Here is a 16138-nt window from a genome sequence, read left to right on the forward strand (position 1 = left end):
GCACCGCCCGGGCCCTGGCCCGGCCGGCGCCCGGCCGCTGCCGGGGCCCGGGAAATTCCGGGCGCGCGGCCCCGACCGGTGGCGACAATGGCGGCTCACCCGGGCGTCCCGCCTTCGGCCGCCCGCCGTCGGCGGGAGGTCCGACGGAGTTCGGGGGAAGCATTGGCAAGGCCCGCCGCCCGCGCGGTACCGATCGCGTTGGCGCTGTTCCTGCTCACGGTCGGCTGTTCGGCCGGGTCGCCCCCGGCGGCGCCCGCGCCGACGGACGGTGGCCAGGCGGGCCCCGCCTCGACGTCCCAGTCGGCGTCACCGGCCGCCGCGCCCGTCCGGCAAGCTCTGGAGCCTTTGACCCGCGAGCAGTTGACGGCCGTGCTGCTGCCCGTCGCCGACCTGCCGGCGGGCAGCACGGCCGAGGCCGTCGACAGCACGCCCGCTCCCGGCACGGCCGCGCGCTACGAGGCGGCCGCGCAGCGCCGCCCGGCGTGTGCGCCGATCCTCACGGTCCTGTCCGAACAGCCCGCCGCGTCCGCCCGGAGCCTGTACGTCACCGGGAGCAACGTGCTCGGCAACCGGACCCTGGTGGACGTGGGCGGCTTCCCCGCCGGCCGGGTGTGGGAGCGCTTCGACGCGCTGGCGGCCGCCGTGCACGGCGGCTGCCCCGGCTTCCGGATGGAGAGCGGCATCGGCGCGGCGGAACTGCGGGTCGAGGCGGTGCCCTCCGCCGAGCTGGAGGCACCGGCGGTCGGCTTCCGGGCCCTCTCGCCCACCGGCGCGGTGGCCTCGGCCGGCGGAAGCACCCGGGTCTACCTCTACGTGGCCGTCGGCGACAACCGCATCCTGTTCTCCGTGGTCGACGACACCGCCCACGCACCGGCCCTGCGCGCCGACCTGGTGACCGCCCAGATCCACCGGCTCGTCACGGCGGGAGCGCCCCCGGCTGCGGCGACGGCCCCGCCCGGCTGACGGCCCCGCGCCGGTCCGCGGTCGTGCGCGACGGCTTGCGGATGCGGCCTGCGGATGCGTGCTAGGGTCGCGGTCGCTGACTGGAATGCGCGAAAAACTCGCTCCTGAATGGTGTTTCTGAGCGGCGCCCGTGCGGTGTTCGTTCCTCTTCGAGGAACCCGGTGCTTCCTTCGTGATCGTGAACGAAGGCAGAGGACTGTGCATTTTCCGTATCGTGTGATCATCGTCGGTGCTGGACTGGGCGGGCTCGCGCTCGCCCACGGTCTGCGCGGACAGGGGATCGACGTCGCCGTCTACGAGCGTGACGCCCACCCCGACGCCCGCCCGCAGGGGTACCGCATCCAGCTCGACGAACCCGGCCTGACCGGCCTGCGGCGCTGCCTGCCCGCACCGCTGTTCCGGCTCTGCCTGGCGACCGCCGGTGCGCCGCCCGCGCGGGTCTCGGTCCGCGACCGCCGGCTGGACACCCTGGCGGACCGGCCCGCCGCCCTCGGCTCCGGCGAGGCCGGCGAGCCGGGCCCGTTCGCGTTCGACCGCCCGACCCTGCGTCGGATCATGCTCAGCGGGCTCGCCGACCACGTGCACCACGGTGCGCGGCTGGTGGACTACCGGCACGAGGCGGACGGCGGGGTCACCGCCCGCTTCGCCGACGGCCGCACGGCGACCGCCGACCTGCTGGTCGGCGCGGACGGCGTGAACTCCGCCGTGCGCCCGCTCCTGCTGCCCGGCGCCCGGGTCGAGGACGCCGGCCTGCGGCTGGTCTACGGGCGGATACCGCTCGACGCCACGACCCGGGCGGGCATTCCCGACTGGGTCTTCGACAGCATCTTCACCGTGGTCACCGGCGGCCCGGGCCACCCGCACCTGGGGCTGGGCCCGGTGGAGCTCGCGGCCCGGCCCGATCACGCCGGCCCCGCCCGGATTCCGCCCGTCGCCCTGCCCCCGGTCGGCGACTACGTCGCCTGCATGGTCGGCGCCCCGGTCGACCACCCCGCGATGCCGGCCTTCGAGGACCTGCGTCGGCTCACGCCCCCGGCGCTGCGCCGGCTCGCGACGGACCTGATGGGCGGGGACTGGCACGAGGACGTCCACCGTCTGCTGGGCCTGTGGGACACCGACTCGCTGTTCCCGCTGCGGATCTCCACCGCGGCCCCGGTGCCGGCCTGGGAGCCCGGGCCGGTCACGCTGATCGGCGACGCGATCCACGCGATGAGCCCGGTCCTGGCGATGGGCGCCAACACCGCAATCCGCGACGCCGGCGAACTCACCCGCGCCCTGGGCAGCGTGTCGGGCGCTCCCGACCCCGGCGCCTCGCTGATGGAGGCGGTCCGCGGGTACGAGGCGCGGATGAGGGACTACGCCTTCGCGATCGTGGCTGACTCCCGCCGGACGGGCCGCCGGCGGGTCGGGCAGCGGTAGCCCCGACGGACGGGCCGGCCGCCTCTCGACAACCGGTGCGGGCGGCCCGTCCGTCGGCCGGGTCCGTGCCCGGGGTCAGGGCCAGGACCGTGCGGCGTCACTCCGCTCAGGACCGACCGGGCCCCGCGCCGAGCTGTTCCATGAGGGAGAAGAGGTTCGCCACGCCCCAGTGTTCGGTGATCCTGCCGTCGACCACCCGCATGGCGTCGACGGTCTCGAAGTGGATCTTCCGGCCGGTGGGGGCGACCCCGAGGAACTCGCCTTCGTGGGTGCCGTGGTAGGTCTTGAAGGTGGTGACGAGGTTGCCGTCGGCGGCCTGCCAGTGGATCTCGGGGCGGAAGTCGGGGAACGCCGCTCGCAGGACCCGGTAGAGCTCCAGCGCACCGGCGCGGTCGGGGGTGCGGCCCGGCTGGGGGGTGTGATCGACGAAGTCGTCGGCCCAGAGCTCGTCGAGCAGGGCCCAGTTGCCACCGCCCTGGATCTCCTCGGTGTTGCGCCGGACGACAGCCTTGGCGGCTTCGCTCACATCGTGCTGGTTCATGGGAGACCTCCTGCGGGGGCCGTGCTGCCTGCCCCGTGTTGTCCGGACCGCGCCGCGCCGCCTTCGGGACGAGCGCGACACACTGCTCACCCAACTCGTCGGGTCCGGCCGGGGAAACGCCCCGGTGGCGGCGATTCTCGACGGCCGAGCGAGCCGGTGCGGTCGCCGCGAGTGCCCGACGGATTGATCGAAGCGTCGAAGTTCCCTGCGTTCTTTCCAAGTTGGCCACCCGGACCGGGGTGGCCCGGTAGGAATGGGGGCGTTCGGCCCGCCCTGGCCGGGCTGAGGGGGAAGCGGGTGCGGGGGCATGTCACGCCCTCGACTTCCGCTTGCGCCCTCCGACTGCCGACTCCCGATTCCCGACTCACCGATCAAGGGACACGATGCGTTCGTTCACCAAGACCCTGCCCGTTCTTCTGGCCGGCGCGGCACTGACCGTCACCATGACGGCGCCCGCCGCGTCGGCGTCATCCGGTGTGGCCGGTGCGGTGGCCGCCGACAGACCGCGGGGCCTGGAGGTCGCCGTCCCGGCCTACGTCCTGCCGGGCGACCCCATGCTGACCGGTCTGCCGACCACCCGCCCGGCGCCGTCGATCGTCATCCTCAACCCCTACAACGGCTACGCCCCGTTCGACGCCACCTGGCAGACGCAGGCCGACGCCCTGCGGGCCGGTGTCACCGCGCACGGCGGCCGCACGCGGGTGCTGGGCTACGTCGACACGGCCCACGGCACGCTCGCGCAGGCCGCGGTCCGGGCGACCGTGGACAACTACCTCAAGACCGCCGACCACCGGCTGCACGTCGACGGCATCTTCTTCGACCAGTCCCAACGCGACTGCGGGGCCGGCAACTCCACCCGGGACTACTACGCGGAGCTGCGCGCCTACGTCCAGGAGACCGTCTACGCGATCTCGCCGCAGGCCCAGGACCTGGTCGTGGACAATCCGGGCACCGCGGTCGCGGACTGCTACCTGGAGCCCGGCCACCGCACGGCCGACGTCTTCGTGACCTTCGAGGGCGGCTACGCGGACTACACCGGCGGCTGGCTGGGCGGCAACGTCTTCAACTACACCGCCGGCTACTACTCCGGCGCGACCCTCGACCCGAGCGGCACGGCGTTCTGGCACCTGGTCTACGACACCCCTGACGCAACTGCCATGCGCACCGCCCTGGACACCGCCTTCACCCGTGGCGCCGGCTACGTCTACGCCACCGACGACGGCATGGACATCCCCTGGGACGCCACCCCGGGTTGGGGATTCGCCGCCGAGACCGGCCACGCGGCCACCAAGGGCTGACGCGGCAGGCCGCCGTCCTCAGGCCCGCCCCGGCCCGGGTGTGCGACTCGCGCACTCCCGGGCCGGGGCGGCTCGCGGGGTGCCCGGAGCCACCGGCGACCGGCCGGCGTCCCGCTGCCACCGGCGACCGGCCGCCTACCGGGCGCGGACGCGGTAGGCGGCGACGTACCGGCGCGGGTCGCCCCGCAGGTCGCCCTCCCAGCGGGCGAGGCACTGCTCGGCGAAGGTGCGGCCGGTGGCGAGGATCTCGTCCAGCGGGTCGAGGTGGGCGAGCACCTCGGGGGGTTCGAGTCCGGTCCGGACCCGGGCGGTGAGGCCCGCGCGGGCCAGGCGGAGCAGCTCGGCGGCGAGCTCGCCGACCGGTGAGTCGCCGAGGCGGGCGCGCAGGCCCTCGGACGGGAGTGCGTCCAGGAGGGCCTGGTACTCGCCGGCGGTGTGGTGGCGCAGCAGCTGCCAGGCGGCCTGGCAGGACGGGGGGTGATAGCCGAGCCCGACCCACAGGGCCGGCAGCGCCGGGATGCCGTGGTGGGGCGGTCCGTCGGCGCTGCGCAGTTCGAACGTGCGGCGCACCCGGACGTCCGTCCAGATCTGCGAGAGGTGGGCGGCCCAGTGCGCGGGGGTCGGTGTCGTGCCGTCGTCGAAGCCGCTGGTCAGCAGATCGGCGAACGGCCGGTCCGGGGCGAGCCGGTAGCGGCCGTCCGCCGTCCGGTAGTAGATCATCGGAAGCCGCAGCGCCCAGTCGACGAGGTCGTCGACGCTCACGTCCGGGCGCAGTGCGGGCCGCAGGAGGCCGCACCGCCGCGGGTCCATCCGCAGCCAGTTGTACGAACGGTGTGACAGCATTCCGTTCGAACGGCCTCCGGCGATCGGCGAGTTGACGAGCAGGGCGGCCACCACCGGGGCGGCCGCGACCAGCATCCGGAGTTTGCGGGTGAAGTCCGCGGCCGAGAGGTGGTCCAGGTGCACCTGGGTGGAGAGCGACATCGACATGATCGTGGTGGCCCGCGCGGCCGGCTCGCCGGTGCGGGCGAAGTAGTCCCGCATGACGGCGCCGCGGCTCATCGGGACCCATGAGACGGTGTCCGGGCGTTCGAACGGCAGTTGGGCGCCCGGCAACAGTGCCAGGCCGAACCGGTCGGCCAGCACCGCCAGTCGGCGCAACGCGGTTTCGGCATCGGTCACCGCCCGGCCCAGGCCGACGACCGGGGCGGAGGAGTACTCCAGCTGGCCGCCGTGTTCCAGGCTGAGCTGGCTGCCGTCGGGAAGGGTGACGCCGGTCAGCCGGCCGGTGTCCGTCTGCGGTTCGCCGTCCCACTCGGCGAGCGCCGTCGCCAGGACGGCACGAACGCCGCGCGGGCCCTCGTACCGCGCGGCGCGGCCGGTCTCCGGGTCGACGAGACCGTTCTCGATCTCCAGCCCGACGCGTTCGAGCGGCGCGCCGGTGCGGGCGAAGGGGGTGCGCAGGTCCTCGCGGCCCAGCGCGGGCACGTCGGCGGGACCGGCTGCTCGCGGGCCGGGGCGGCCGGCTGGGGGAGGCTCGGTCATGCCACCCTCGCGGTGGCGGCGACCGCGACCTGGCGCCCGCGGTCGAGCAGCCGACCGACCGCCGCGAGGGCGGACTGCGCGGCGCCCTGGCACCAGGCGTGCGCGCCGGACAGGTGCTCGCCGGCGAAGAAGATCCGCGGATCCCCGAGCGGGTGCGGGTCGCCGAGCACGGCCAGGTGACGCAGGTGCTCACCGGGAGCGAGGTGGGCGAACGCGCCGCCCACGCCGGCCTGTTCGTCCCAGTTCCAGTGCACGATGTCGTCCACGTCGGCGCGGATGCCGGGGTGCAGCTGCTCCAGGCAGTCCAGGACCAGCCGGTCGCGGTCGGCCGGTGCCAGGGCCGTGAAGCGGCGGGCGTTGGCGCCCCAGAGGTAGGCGCCGAGCAGAGCCGAGGGCTCCGCGGAGCGCTGCCGGTCCCGGGCCACCCAGCGCAGGCCGCCGCTGCCGTCGATGCGGTGCGTCACCGCGCGGGCGTTGTCCGAGGGGTACCAGCACTGCTGGATCGGCAGGTCGGTGAAGCTGCCGCCGCCGAAGATCCCGTCCTGCGACTCCCAGCGACGGTGGGTCACGTGCAGCAGGGTCTTGGCGCTGCTGGCGTAGCTGATGCCGCGGACGGCGTGCCGCTGCGGGTTCGGCAGCCCGGGCCGGACGGTGATCCGTTCGAGCACGGGCGCCGGGACGCAGCACACCGCGAAGTCGACGTGGTCGGTGAACGGCCGGCCCAGTCGGGTGCCGTGGACCGTCACGCCCGTCCCGGTGACCGCCAGCTCCTCGACCGGTGTGGACAACCGGAGGGTGCCGGGCGGCAGTTCGCGGACGAAGGCGCGGATCAGGGTGTCCGTTCCGTCGACCAGTTCCAGCTGGCCGGTGTGGAACAGGCCGAAGTAGTCGACCAGCACCTCCAGCAGCGACGACTGCTCGTAGTGGGTCAGCCCGCTGGCGTGCCCGACGAAGTCCCAGGCCTCCTGGGAGAGCTGCTCGCTGACGAACTGCCAGAGCGACACCGAGAGCAGCTTTTCGAGTGCCGGGTCGTCCCAGTGACCGCGCAGCACGCGGAGTTGCCGGGTGACGCCGAGCTGCGCCCAGACCGCGCCGAGCAGGCGGTCGAGCAGGCCGGTCGGCGACTGCTGTTCACCGGGGCGCAGCGCGAACGCGGGGAAGAGCGCGTGGGCGTCGCGCACCCTGGCCCGGCGGCCGCGCAGGTGGTAGAGGGCGGCCGGGTTGTGGTTGACGAACGGCCGGGTGGCGAGGCCGAATTGCCGGACGTAGTGCAGCACGCAGTGGTGGTTGCCCGGAATGCGCATCGCGCCGAGGTCCGCGTGCGTGCCGTCCCAGAACCGGTGGGTCCGGACGCGGCCGCCCGGTCGGCTGGCGCGTTCGTACAGGGCGACGTCGAAACCGCGGCTGTGCAGCTCGTACGCGCAGACCAGGCCCGCCACGCCGGCGCCGATCACGGCGACCCGGTGGCGGGCGTGGGCGGTCCGGCCCAGCAGGTGGTGCGGATACGCGAAGCTCTCGTCGAACATCGGTACCCCTCCGGTAGAGCGGCGTGCTGGCGGTCATGCCCCAGCCTCGGACAGGCTGCCGGTACCGGCCACCCGGAACGCTCACGCGCTGTGACGGCCCGGCCCGGTATCCGCCGCCGTGCCCCGGCCGGCGGCGATCCCGAGGCCCACCGGGGCGCGGCGGCGGTCGGCCGTTCGAGGGACGGTGCCACGCGCTGAGGGGGCTCCACCGGTCGGCGAAGCGGCTCCTTCGTGTACCGAAGGCGGATCGAAGGCGCGATGCTCCGTCCACGCCGTCGTGGCCGTCCTTGCCGTCAGCGCTTGCTCACCGTCCGCCGGCACACCCTCGGCGGATCCCCCTGGACCGCCGAGTCGGTACCGGGCTTCGGGCGTCTACCCCGCGAAACCGGCCCTCGCCGACCGAGGTGGGTCGACATCCCGTCAGTTCCCCGTCACCAGGAGGGCGCCGCCCGCCACGAGACCTCCGCTGCGGATCGCGGCCCTCGGCACGGCCGGGCCGCGACCGAACAGGTGAAGGAGCGCCCCGTCCGGTGCGGGGACACCGCATTGTGCCGGCCCGCCGTGCTACCGGTTGCTCCGATGCCGTCGACGCACGCGGCGGCCCCTCGGACATGATCGGAGAAACAGCGCAATGCCATCGAAGAACGGTCTGCTGGCTCGCATCGAAGCCCGGCCGGAGCATGCGGACGAGGTCGCGGCACTGTTGCGCGGGGCGCTCGACGCGGCCCGGGCCGAGGAGCAGACACTGACCTGGTTCGCCTTCAGGGAGAGCCCCACGGTGTTCGGGATCTTCGACACCTTCGCCGACGAGGCCGGGCGGGCCGCGCACCTGGAGGGCCCGATCGCCGCCGCGCTGATGGAGGTCGCCCCGAGGCTGCTGGCGACCGAGCCGAGCATCCGCGCCGTCGACATCCTGGCCGCCAAGCCTTCCTGAACCGCCGACGACCCCGGCGCCGGCAGCGTGAGGAGGGGGCGCGGCCCCCCGGCTGCCTCGGTCTCGCCGTGGCGGTCCAGGAACTGCGGGCCCGGGGCGCCGGCCTGCGCTTCGAGGGCGTCGACGACGGCCGGGATGCTCTCCCGGCGGTCGAGTGGCGCGTCGGGGCCGCCGGGCCGGGTCCGGTTGTGACCGGGGGCGATGAGCAGCTCGGTCCGTCCGTCTCCGGCGTGGCGGGTGGTGTAGCTGCGCACCGGCCGGTTCAGCGCGGCCGCAGTCCGTCGAAGATCACCTCGAAGATCCGCTCCCGGGCTGCCGGGTCCGCCGTGAGGTGCTCCGTCATCGTGCTGGTGCCGGCCAGCAGGGCGACCAGTTCCGGTAGGCCCAGCTCCGGGCGGACCGCCCCGACCTCTTGTGCCCTCGCCAGCAGTCCGGCCAGCTGCTCCCTGATCACCGTGTTCGACTCCTGCAGGGCCGCGTGTGCATCCATGCCGGCCCCGGCGAGTGCCCGGGTGAAGTCGCTCTTGCCCGCTGACCGGTCGATCACCAGTCGGAAGGAGGCGAAGAAGGCCTCGGCCGGATCGGCCTCGGCGGCCAGCTGCGCGGTCCGGGCGGCGATCTCCTCCAGTCTGCGCACCATCACCGCCTCCAGCAGTGCTTCCTTGGTGGGGAAGTGCCGGAAGAGCGTGCCGACCCCGACCCCGGCGGCCCGGGCGATCTCCTCCGTGGGTACGCCGACGCCACGGGTGGTGAACACCTCCGTGGCGGTGTCCAGGAGCCTGGCCCGGTTGCGGGCCGCGTCCGCCCGCAGCGGGCGTTCCTGAGCGCCGCTCATGTCTTCCACTCCTCAGCTTCTCCGAGGGCTTCTCCGAAGCCTGCTCCGACGGCACGGCCGCCGCCCTGGACAAGCGGAGTCGCCAGTCCGTATCGTCGGTAACCTGAGTCGCCAGTCCGATTGTAGCGACGGTCACCGATGGAGGTTGATCATGTCCGAAACGCTGTCACCGCGCGAGGTCTTCCAGCGGCTGCTCCAGGGCATCACCGCAGGGCGGTACTCGGAGCTGGCCGAGCTCTACGCCGAGGACGCCGCAGTGGAGACCGTCTTCGAGCCGGTCGGGCCGCGCCGCATCGAAGGGCGGGCGGCACTCAAGGAGCGGTTCGCGGCCGTCGCCGCGCATTCGCCCGTGGAACTGACCGCGACGAACGTGGTGGTCCGGCAGACCGACGACCCGGAGGTGATCGTCGCCGAATGGGACTACCAGGTGCACCACCGCGTGAGCGGGCGGAACTTCGAGACCGCCAACATCCAGGTGCTGCGGGTCCGCGACGGCCTGATCGTCAGTAGCAGGGACTTCCACGACCACCTCGCCCTCATCGTGGCCGGCGGTGATCTGCCGCAGCTGGTGGCGGCGCTGGACCGCCCGTAGCGCGACCGCAGGGCTGCGGTCGCCGGCGATCGCGTCGCGCGGGGTGCGGCCACGGTGGCGCTCCGGGCCGGGCGGCCCCTGGAAGATCTCGTTGATCGACTCGATGACCTGCCGCAGCGGTGCGGACGGCCGGCCCGGCTTCGTACGCGCGGGCCGGACGCAGCAGCCGGACGCCCGAAGGGCAGAATTGCCCCGTGATCGAAGAACACCTCACCGTCGCGGGCGAACCGCTCGCCGAACTGGCCCACCGGCTCGGCGGTGCGGGGACCGGGGGTTGGAGCGAGGACGGTGCCCGGGCACTCGTCCAGGAGCTGGGTCTGCGCTGGGAGCACGTCACCGACCCGGCGTCACCGGGTGGACCGAGGCTTCGGGCGGTCGGGCCGTCCGAACGCCGGTACGTCGACGACGAGGCGTATCTGGAGCTGGCCGTGACGGTGGCGGGTGCCGGGCCCGACGCGGCCCCGGCGTGCCGGCGGGGCGTGCGTTGGCCGAGATGGTCGTGGCGACGGCGCGGGCCCAGGGAGTGGCCTCGGTCGACGACCTGCTGCTCGGAGGCGAGGCGGGGGACATCGGCGCCTACGCGGTGACGTTCTACGGCCTCGGCCTGGCCACGGTCTGATCGGGCCCACGGTCGGATCGGTCCGCTGTTCGACCGGGCCGCGCCCTGGGTCCGTGCCCGGGTCACTGTGGTCGGACGGGGCGCAGGGCGGCGGCGCGCCGGATGAGGTGCTCCGCGGCCGGGCGCTGCCGGTGGGGGAGCAGGAGACCGGGCAGCCGCGCCCTGGCGGCGTGGACCCGGCGCGAGGACAGCAGCGGGTAGAGGTCGAGGAACTCGTGCCAGGCGGCACACGCGTTCTCGACGTGTCCGGCGGCCAACTGTCGTTCGGCCAGCCGGCTGAGGACGATGGCACGGGAGCGGGCCTCGGCCCGGGGCCGGCGGGCGGTGGACGCCTCCAGGGAGCTGATCGCCCCGGCGAGGTCGCCGAGTTCGGCCCTCACCAGGGCGCGCTGGTGGTCCCAGGACGACCGGTGGTAGTCGCCGATCGGCGGCGGTGGACCGACGATGCGGGGGAGCAGGTCGCGCGCGTCGTCGAGATGGCGCAGGGCGGCCGTCCCGTTGCCCGCTGCGGCTTCGGCGAGGGCGAGTTGACCCAGGACCGAGGCGCGCAACCGGGGCGGGGCCGCGTCGAGGGGGCAGTCGGCGGCGGCCCGGGCGAGCCGGAGGCTCTGGCGGGGGCGGCCGAGTTCGTAGGCCTGGGCGCTCATGGCCCGCAGCGCCATCGCCTGGGCGGCGGGGTCGCCCGCGCGGTGGGCGAGGGCGAGGCTGATCCGGTAGTACCATCCCGCCAGGCCGTTGAGTTCGTCGTCGACGTGCATGAACGCGCACAGGTAGCTGAGCCGGGCGGCGTCGCCCAGGAGCCGCGCGTGCCGGACGGGTCCGTAGGGGCGCCCGAGCATGGGCGCCACCAGGGTGGCGAGCAGCGAGGCGAGTGCGGTGCGGGCCTGGCCGCCGCCCTGGGCGCGGTCGACGGTGGCGAAGACGGTCAGCACCTGCCTGAGCACGTCCGGTTCGGCGTCCGTCGGGCCGGTCTCCCCTCCGGGGTGGCCGAAGTGGTCCGCCGGCCGGTCGGTCCTCCGGTCGCCGACCACCGACCCGCCGTCCGTCGGCCGGACGAGTGTCGTGACGTACTCCTCGGCCGACAGCGGGCGGTAGGCGAGGAGCCCGCCGTGCCGGTCCGGGACGCTTGCCGCCGCGGCGAGGCGGCGGAGCGCGTCCCGGTCGGAGACCGCCACCGCGGCGTCCGGCCGGGGCGAGGCGAACCCCGCGTCCGCCAGGGTGACGGTACGCCCGAGGCGCCGGGTCAGTGCGGCGCAGACGAAGTGCGCGGCGGGCCGGCGGGGCTCCGCGCCGGTGATCCACTGGTGGACGGAGGCTCTCCGGTAGGCCAGGCTCATGCCGGCCTCGGCGGCGGACCGGTTGACGGCGCGGGCCAGCTCCTCGCCGGTCCAGCGGGCCTCTCCGAGGAGTTCCCTGAGACGGGTGTTGGGGATACGGCGGCCGGTCATGTCTCCCCCTGGGAGGCCGGGGCACGGGGCTCCCGTGTCCGGGCGGGCCCCTGCATGCACTGCCCATGCTAGCCAGGAGGACGTCGGATTTTCCTGCGGACAAGGAGAATTGACGGAGCGTAAGTCTTGACAGGCCGGGGGTCGGCGCGGTGCGACGCGACCGGCGAACGGCCTCACCATCGGTGGTGTCGGCGGTTCCCTCCCGGAGCGCCCCGATGTCGAGGCGGCGCCCGTGATCACCGGCCCGAACGGCCCCACCAGCACCCGTGGGGTGGTCCACATGTTCCCCGGCCAGGGGGACTTCAGCCTGACCCCGCTGCTGCGGGTCCTTCCCCGGGTCCCGTCGCTGGCGCGGGCGCTGGCGGAGGTGTTCGGCGAAGCCGACACGGTCGCCGCCGAGTTCGGCGTCGCGCCGATCGGCCCGCGATTGGCGGCGCCACCGGCGCTCGGGACGGGTGGGTCGGCGCTCGGGGCGGTCGGGCCGGTGCTCAGCACGAGCGGGCTGGCCGGCGAGTCGCCCGGAACCGTCCAACTCGCCCTGTTCGGCGTCTCGGTGGCGGTCCACCGCGCCCTCGAAGCCGACGGCCTCCGGGCGGACCGCATCCTCGCGGTCAGCTTCGGCGAGATCCCCGCACTCACCGCGGCGGGCTGCTGCCCTATCGCCGACGGCGCCCGACTGGCCTGCCGGCTCGGACAGTTGCTGACGGGCGCCGGAGGCGGCATGACGCTGGTGGGCGCGGCGGAGCGCCGGGCCCGTCGGCTGCTGGCGGAGGCCGGGCCCGGAGCCGGCTCGGTCGTGGTGGCGTGTGTCAACCACGGTGCGGAGACGGTGCTCTCCGGCAGTTTGGCCGGCCTCGCCGAGGTCGAGTCGCTGGCCGGGCGTCAGGGCGTCGCCGTCCAGCGCCTGCGGCTGCCGTTCATGAGCCACCACCCGGCCCTCGCCCGTGAGGCCGGTGCCTTCGCACACTACGCCCGGAGGTTGCGCCTCGAACCGCCGCGCCGGCCGGTCTACTCGGTGGTCGCCGGGCGGTCCTATCAGCGGGACACGGATCTGCCGCGGGCGCTGTCCGCCTGTCTGGTCCGCGCCTTCTCGCTCCCCGCGGTGCTCGGCCCGGCGCTGGCCGGAGCCTCGCTGGTCGTCGAGGCGGGAACCGGCCGGACGCTGACCACCAGCGTGCGGCTGGCCACCCCGCACATCGGCGCCCTGGCCCCGGTCTTCGACGGCGAGTGGCCCGTCCCGCTGCCACGGCCCCGACCGCCTTGCGACCCGCCGGGCAGGGAGGACACCCGTCCCCGCCGCACCGTGACCGACGCCCGCCGGAGCACCACAGGAGAGAGGGACTCGTGAACACCGGACACCGGGATCAGCACCGACCGGGCGCCGCGGACGTCGTGGCGCGCCTGACGACACTCCTGCCACCCGGACGGGCGGGCGAACTCGGCAAGCTCCTGGCGGAGGACCGGACACCGGACGCCCGGACACCGGAGGACCAGCCGTCCGACGGCCCGGCCGCCCTGCGCGCCGACACCCGTGCCCACGAACGGCTGATCCGGCTGGCGGCCGTGCTGCCCCCCGCCGCCGACGTGGTCACCGACGCCGAACTCCTGGCCGCCCTCGGCGAGGCGACGGCCGTCGCCGATCCGCCGCTCTACCAGACCTTCCTCTCCCACTACACGCTGTGCGTGGGATCGCTGGTACTCCTCGGCGGCGGGCGTGCGGACCCGTCCGGGGGCCTGGCGCACGCCCGGACCAAGGGTTCCTTCATGGTCACCGAGATCGGTGAGGCCGGCAGCCACCTCGGCATCCGCACCGAGGCGCACTTCGACGCCGCGCGCCGAGAGTTCGTCCTGCGCACCCCCGACGACCGGGCCGCGAAGTTCTCCTCGGTGGCCGCGCCGGGGCTGCCCCAGCAGGCGGTGGTCTGCGCCAGGCTGGTGGTGAACGGGCGGGACGGCGGGGTGTTCTCCTTCCTGGTCGACATCACCGATGCCGAGGGCCGCCCCGCGCCGGGCGTCTCGATCTCGGACCCGATCGCCGTGGAGGCCCTCCCCCTGCCCTACGGCCTCGTGCGCTTCCACGGCGCGCGCGTGGGCCACGACCGCTGGCTCGCGGACGGATCCACGATCGACGCCTCGGGGGTGCTGCACGACCCGCAGCCGCGCCCCGACGCCCGCCTGCAGCGGACCCTGAGCTGCGGTCAGGGCCTGTGGGCCACCCTGCCCTCGGCCATGGCGGGTCTGGCGGGCCGCAGCGCGGCCATGGCCTGGCGGTTCAGCGCCGGCCGGCGCAGTCACGGCCGGCTGGCCCCGGGACGCTCCCTCCTGGAGTACCGCACCCAGCAGCACGCCGTCGTCGGCGCACTGGCCGAGGCCTACTCCCTGCGCCGTACCGCACGGGCTGCCCTTTCCGCGTGGGCGGCCGTGCGCACCGCCGGGCCGGCCGCCGGAGCGGACGCGGCGATGACCTTCTCGCCGTGGGCGGGCGTCGATCGGGCGCTCGCCCTCTACAAGGCGCACAGCACGCGGGCCGTCGCCGAGCTGATCGACGGCCTGCAGCACCGCTGCGGCGTGTCCGGCTTCTTCGACGGCAACCGGTTCGCCGGCTACCTCGGGTTCGCCCGGGCCTTCGACAACGCGGGCGGCGACAACACCCTCATCCTGCTGGACGCCGGGCGCGCCCTGGTCGAGGAGCGGACCGGTCGGGGCGCACCGACGGCCGGTCCGTACGGCGCACCGGCCGGTCCGACCGACGCCGCGTGGGGCCGACCGACCGGCCCGTACGGCGCACCGGCCGGTCCGACCGACGCCGCGTGGTGGCCGGCCGTCGTCGCCGCGCTGCGGGACCGCCTCGCCGACGACCTCGCGGCGGCGCTCGCGGCCGGCGTCGCGGCCGGGCACCGCGCGCTGGACCTGTGGAATCCGCTCCTGGCGGATGCCCTGGTGCTGGGAGAAGTCCAGGCCTGCGGGCTGGCGGCCGCCGCCGCGACGGGCCCGGACGGACCGGAGTGGCCCGTGCCCCAGGCCGACGACCTCGCGGCCCTGGCGGGACTGCGCCGGGCCCGGCGGCTGGCCGGGCCGCTGCTGGCGACCGGTGTGCTCGAACCCGCAGCCGTGCGTGCCTTCCCGGCCGCCATGGACACGCTGTGCGACCGGTTGCTACCGGCCCTTGCGGACATCGTTGCCGCCCTCGACCCCGGCGCGGCCCTCGCCCCCTCCGCGCTGGACGGGCCCGACTACCCCGCCGAACTGCTCGGGGCCCTCGGCACCCCTCCCACGGCACCCCTCCCGCAGCCCGAGACCTGACCAGGAGCACAGCGTGAACCAGAGCACCGCGCCCGCGATCGGCATCCTGGGGATGGGCACCTACCTGCCCGCGCAGGTGCGCGGAAACACCGAGGTCGGCCGCCTCGCCGGCGTCTCGGCCGCGTGGATCGTCGAGCGCACCGGCGTGGTCGAACGGCATGTGGCGGCCGGCGGCGAGGCCGCCTCCGACCTCGCGGCCGCGGCCGTGCTCGCCGCCTGCGAGGCCGCCGGCATCCCGCCGGAGCGGCTCGACCTCCTCGTCCTGGCCACCTCCACCCCCGACGAGCTCGGACCGGCCACCGCCTGCCGCGTCCAGGCCCTGACCGGCGCCGCGAACGCCGTGGCACTGGACGTCAGTGCGGCCTGCTCGGGCTGGCTGTTCGCGGCCAAGGTCGCCCACGGCTGGCTCTCCACGACCCCGGGCAGCCGGTACGCGGCGGTCGTCGGCGTCGAGGCCTACTCGAAGTTCGTCGACCCCGCCCACCGGGGCACCGCCGTGCTCTTCGCGGACGGCGCGGCCGCCGCCGTGCTGGGCCCGGTGCCCGGGGAGGCGGGCTTTCGGGGCTTCCGGCTCGGCTCGGACGGCCGGGGAGCGCACCATGTGCTCATCCCCGGCGGAGGCAGCCGGATCCCCGCGAGCGCCCGGACCCTCGCCGCGGGCCTGCACCACATCCACATGGACGGCCGGGCCGTGCGGGACTTCATCACCGAGGTCTTCCCGCGCATGGTCGAGGAGACCCTCGCCGAGCACGGCCTCGACCTCGACGACATCGACGCCTTCCTCACCCACCAGCCCAACCCGCTGCTCCTGCGCACCGTCGCGACCGCTGTCGGCATCCCGCCCGAGCGACTCCACATCACCGGCGACCGCACCGGCAACATCGGCGCGGCCTCCGCCCCGTTCGCGCTGGCCGACGCCGCGTCCCGGGGTCTGCTGCCCGACCGCGCCCGCCTGCTCGTCTGCGTGCTCGGCGCCGGCCTCACCTGGGGCAGCGCCCTGCTCACCTGGACCGGTGCGCCCGCCCGGCACGCCACCGCGTCCACCCCACCCACCGGACCCGCCGTCCCCACCGCACCCACCGCGTCCTGATGCGTCAGCAGCAGAGGAGCTCCCC

The 16138-nt window shown here is 75.0% G+C and carries 14 protein-coding genes; 9 read left to right on the top strand and 5 right to left on the bottom strand.

Annotation, left to right across the window (positions count from 1 at the left end; translation table 11 throughout):
* The first annotated feature begins 162 nt into the window (after positions 1–162).
* Entirely contained in the window at positions 163–963 is an 801-nt protein-coding gene (locus tag ACFVYI_RS06345; RefSeq protein WP_387881986.1) for a hypothetical protein, read from the top strand.
* A 216-nt stretch (positions 964–1179) separates the two neighbouring features.
* The gene (locus ACFVYI_RS06350) at positions 1180–2382 is read left to right on the top strand and encodes an FAD-dependent oxidoreductase (protein ID WP_387881987.1); all 1203 of its coding nucleotides are present in this window, start codon (positions 1180–1182) and stop codon (positions 2380–2382) included.
* Between the two features lie 106 nt (positions 2383–2488).
* On the opposite strand, the gene ACFVYI_RS06355 is transcribed toward ACFVYI_RS06350, so the two are convergent.
* Positions 2489–2923, bottom strand: a complete 435-nt coding sequence (locus ACFVYI_RS06355) for an ester cyclase (protein WP_387881988.1) — start codon at positions 2921–2923, stop codon at positions 2489–2491.
* A 383-nt stretch (positions 2924–3306) separates the two neighbouring features.
* On the opposite strand from ACFVYI_RS06355, the gene ACFVYI_RS06360 reads away from it, so the two are divergent.
* Positions 3307–4221 (top strand): spherulation-specific family 4 protein, encoded by a 915-nt coding sequence (locus tag ACFVYI_RS06360; protein ID WP_387881989.1) that lies wholly within the window; start codon positions 3307–3309, stop codon positions 4219–4221.
* Positions 4222–4356: 135 nt separating this feature from the next.
* On the opposite strand, the gene ACFVYI_RS06365 is transcribed toward ACFVYI_RS06360, so the two are convergent.
* Positions 4357–5766, bottom strand: a complete 1410-nt coding sequence (locus ACFVYI_RS06365; protein WP_387881990.1) for a glutamate-cysteine ligase family protein — start codon at positions 5764–5766, stop codon at positions 4357–4359.
* Positions 5763–7292, bottom strand: a complete 1530-nt coding sequence (locus ACFVYI_RS06370; protein ID WP_387881991.1) for a flavin monoamine oxidase family protein — start codon at positions 7290–7292, stop codon at positions 5763–5765. The genes ACFVYI_RS06365 and ACFVYI_RS06370 overlap by 4 nt, the downstream gene beginning before the upstream one ends.
* 631 nt (positions 7293–7923) lie before the next feature.
* On the opposite strand from ACFVYI_RS06370, the gene ACFVYI_RS06375 reads away from it, so the two are divergent.
* Positions 7924–8226: a putative quinol monooxygenase gene (locus ACFVYI_RS06375; protein WP_387881992.1), complete on the top strand. Its 303-nt coding sequence runs from the start codon at positions 7924–7926 to the stop codon at positions 8224–8226.
* A 262-nt stretch (positions 8227–8488) separates the two neighbouring features.
* Here the strand turns inward: ACFVYI_RS06375 and ACFVYI_RS06380 are convergent, their stop codons facing one another.
* Complete coding sequence (locus tag ACFVYI_RS06380; RefSeq protein ID WP_387881993.1) at positions 8489–9061, bottom strand: TetR/AcrR family transcriptional regulator; 573 nt, start codon at positions 9059–9061, stop codon at positions 8489–8491.
* 151 nt (positions 9062–9212) lie between these two features.
* Between ACFVYI_RS06380 and ACFVYI_RS06385 the strand changes: the two genes are divergently transcribed.
* Together ACFVYI_RS06385 and ACFVYI_RS06390 are read left to right on the top strand one after the other, a co-directional pair.
* A complete protein-coding gene (locus ACFVYI_RS06385; protein ID WP_387881994.1) occupies positions 9213–9653 on the top strand; it encodes a nuclear transport factor 2 family protein in 441 nt (146 codons plus the stop codon).
* A gap of 484 nt (positions 9654–10137) precedes the next feature.
* A complete protein-coding gene (locus ACFVYI_RS06390; protein ID WP_387881995.1) occupies positions 10138–10272 on the top strand; it encodes a hypothetical protein in 135 nt (44 codons plus the stop codon).
* 62 nt (positions 10273–10334) lie between these two features.
* Here the strand turns inward: ACFVYI_RS06390 and ACFVYI_RS06395 are convergent, their stop codons facing one another.
* Positions 10335–11720, bottom strand: a complete 1386-nt coding sequence (locus ACFVYI_RS06395; protein ID WP_387881996.1) for a hypothetical protein — start codon at positions 11718–11720, stop codon at positions 10335–10337.
* A 232-nt stretch (positions 11721–11952) separates the two neighbouring features.
* Between ACFVYI_RS06395 and ACFVYI_RS06400 the strand changes: the two genes are divergently transcribed.
* The 3 genes from ACFVYI_RS06400 to ACFVYI_RS06410 are packed head-to-tail and all read left to right on the top strand — an operon-like array spanning position 11953 to position 16113.
* Positions 11953–13068: an acyltransferase domain-containing protein gene (locus ACFVYI_RS06400; protein WP_387881997.1), complete on the top strand. Its 1116-nt coding sequence runs from the start codon at positions 11953–11955 to the stop codon at positions 13066–13068.
* Positions 13065–15023, top strand: coding sequence for a hypothetical protein (locus ACFVYI_RS06405; RefSeq protein ID WP_387881998.1), 1959 nt, complete (start codon positions 13065–13067; stop codon positions 15021–15023). Before ACFVYI_RS06400 ends, ACFVYI_RS06405 begins: the two co-directional genes overlap by 4 nt.
* A gap of 13 nt (positions 15024–15036) precedes the next feature.
* A complete protein-coding gene (locus ACFVYI_RS06410; protein ID WP_387881999.1) occupies positions 15037–16113 on the top strand; it encodes a 3-oxoacyl-ACP synthase III family protein in 1077 nt (358 codons plus the stop codon).
* Positions 16114–16138 lie beyond the last annotated feature (25 nt).

This window comes from Kitasatospora sp. NPDC058218 (genome assembly GCF_042882445.1).
Classification (GTDB): Bacteria; Actinomycetota; Actinomycetes; order Streptomycetales; family Streptomycetaceae; genus Kitasatospora.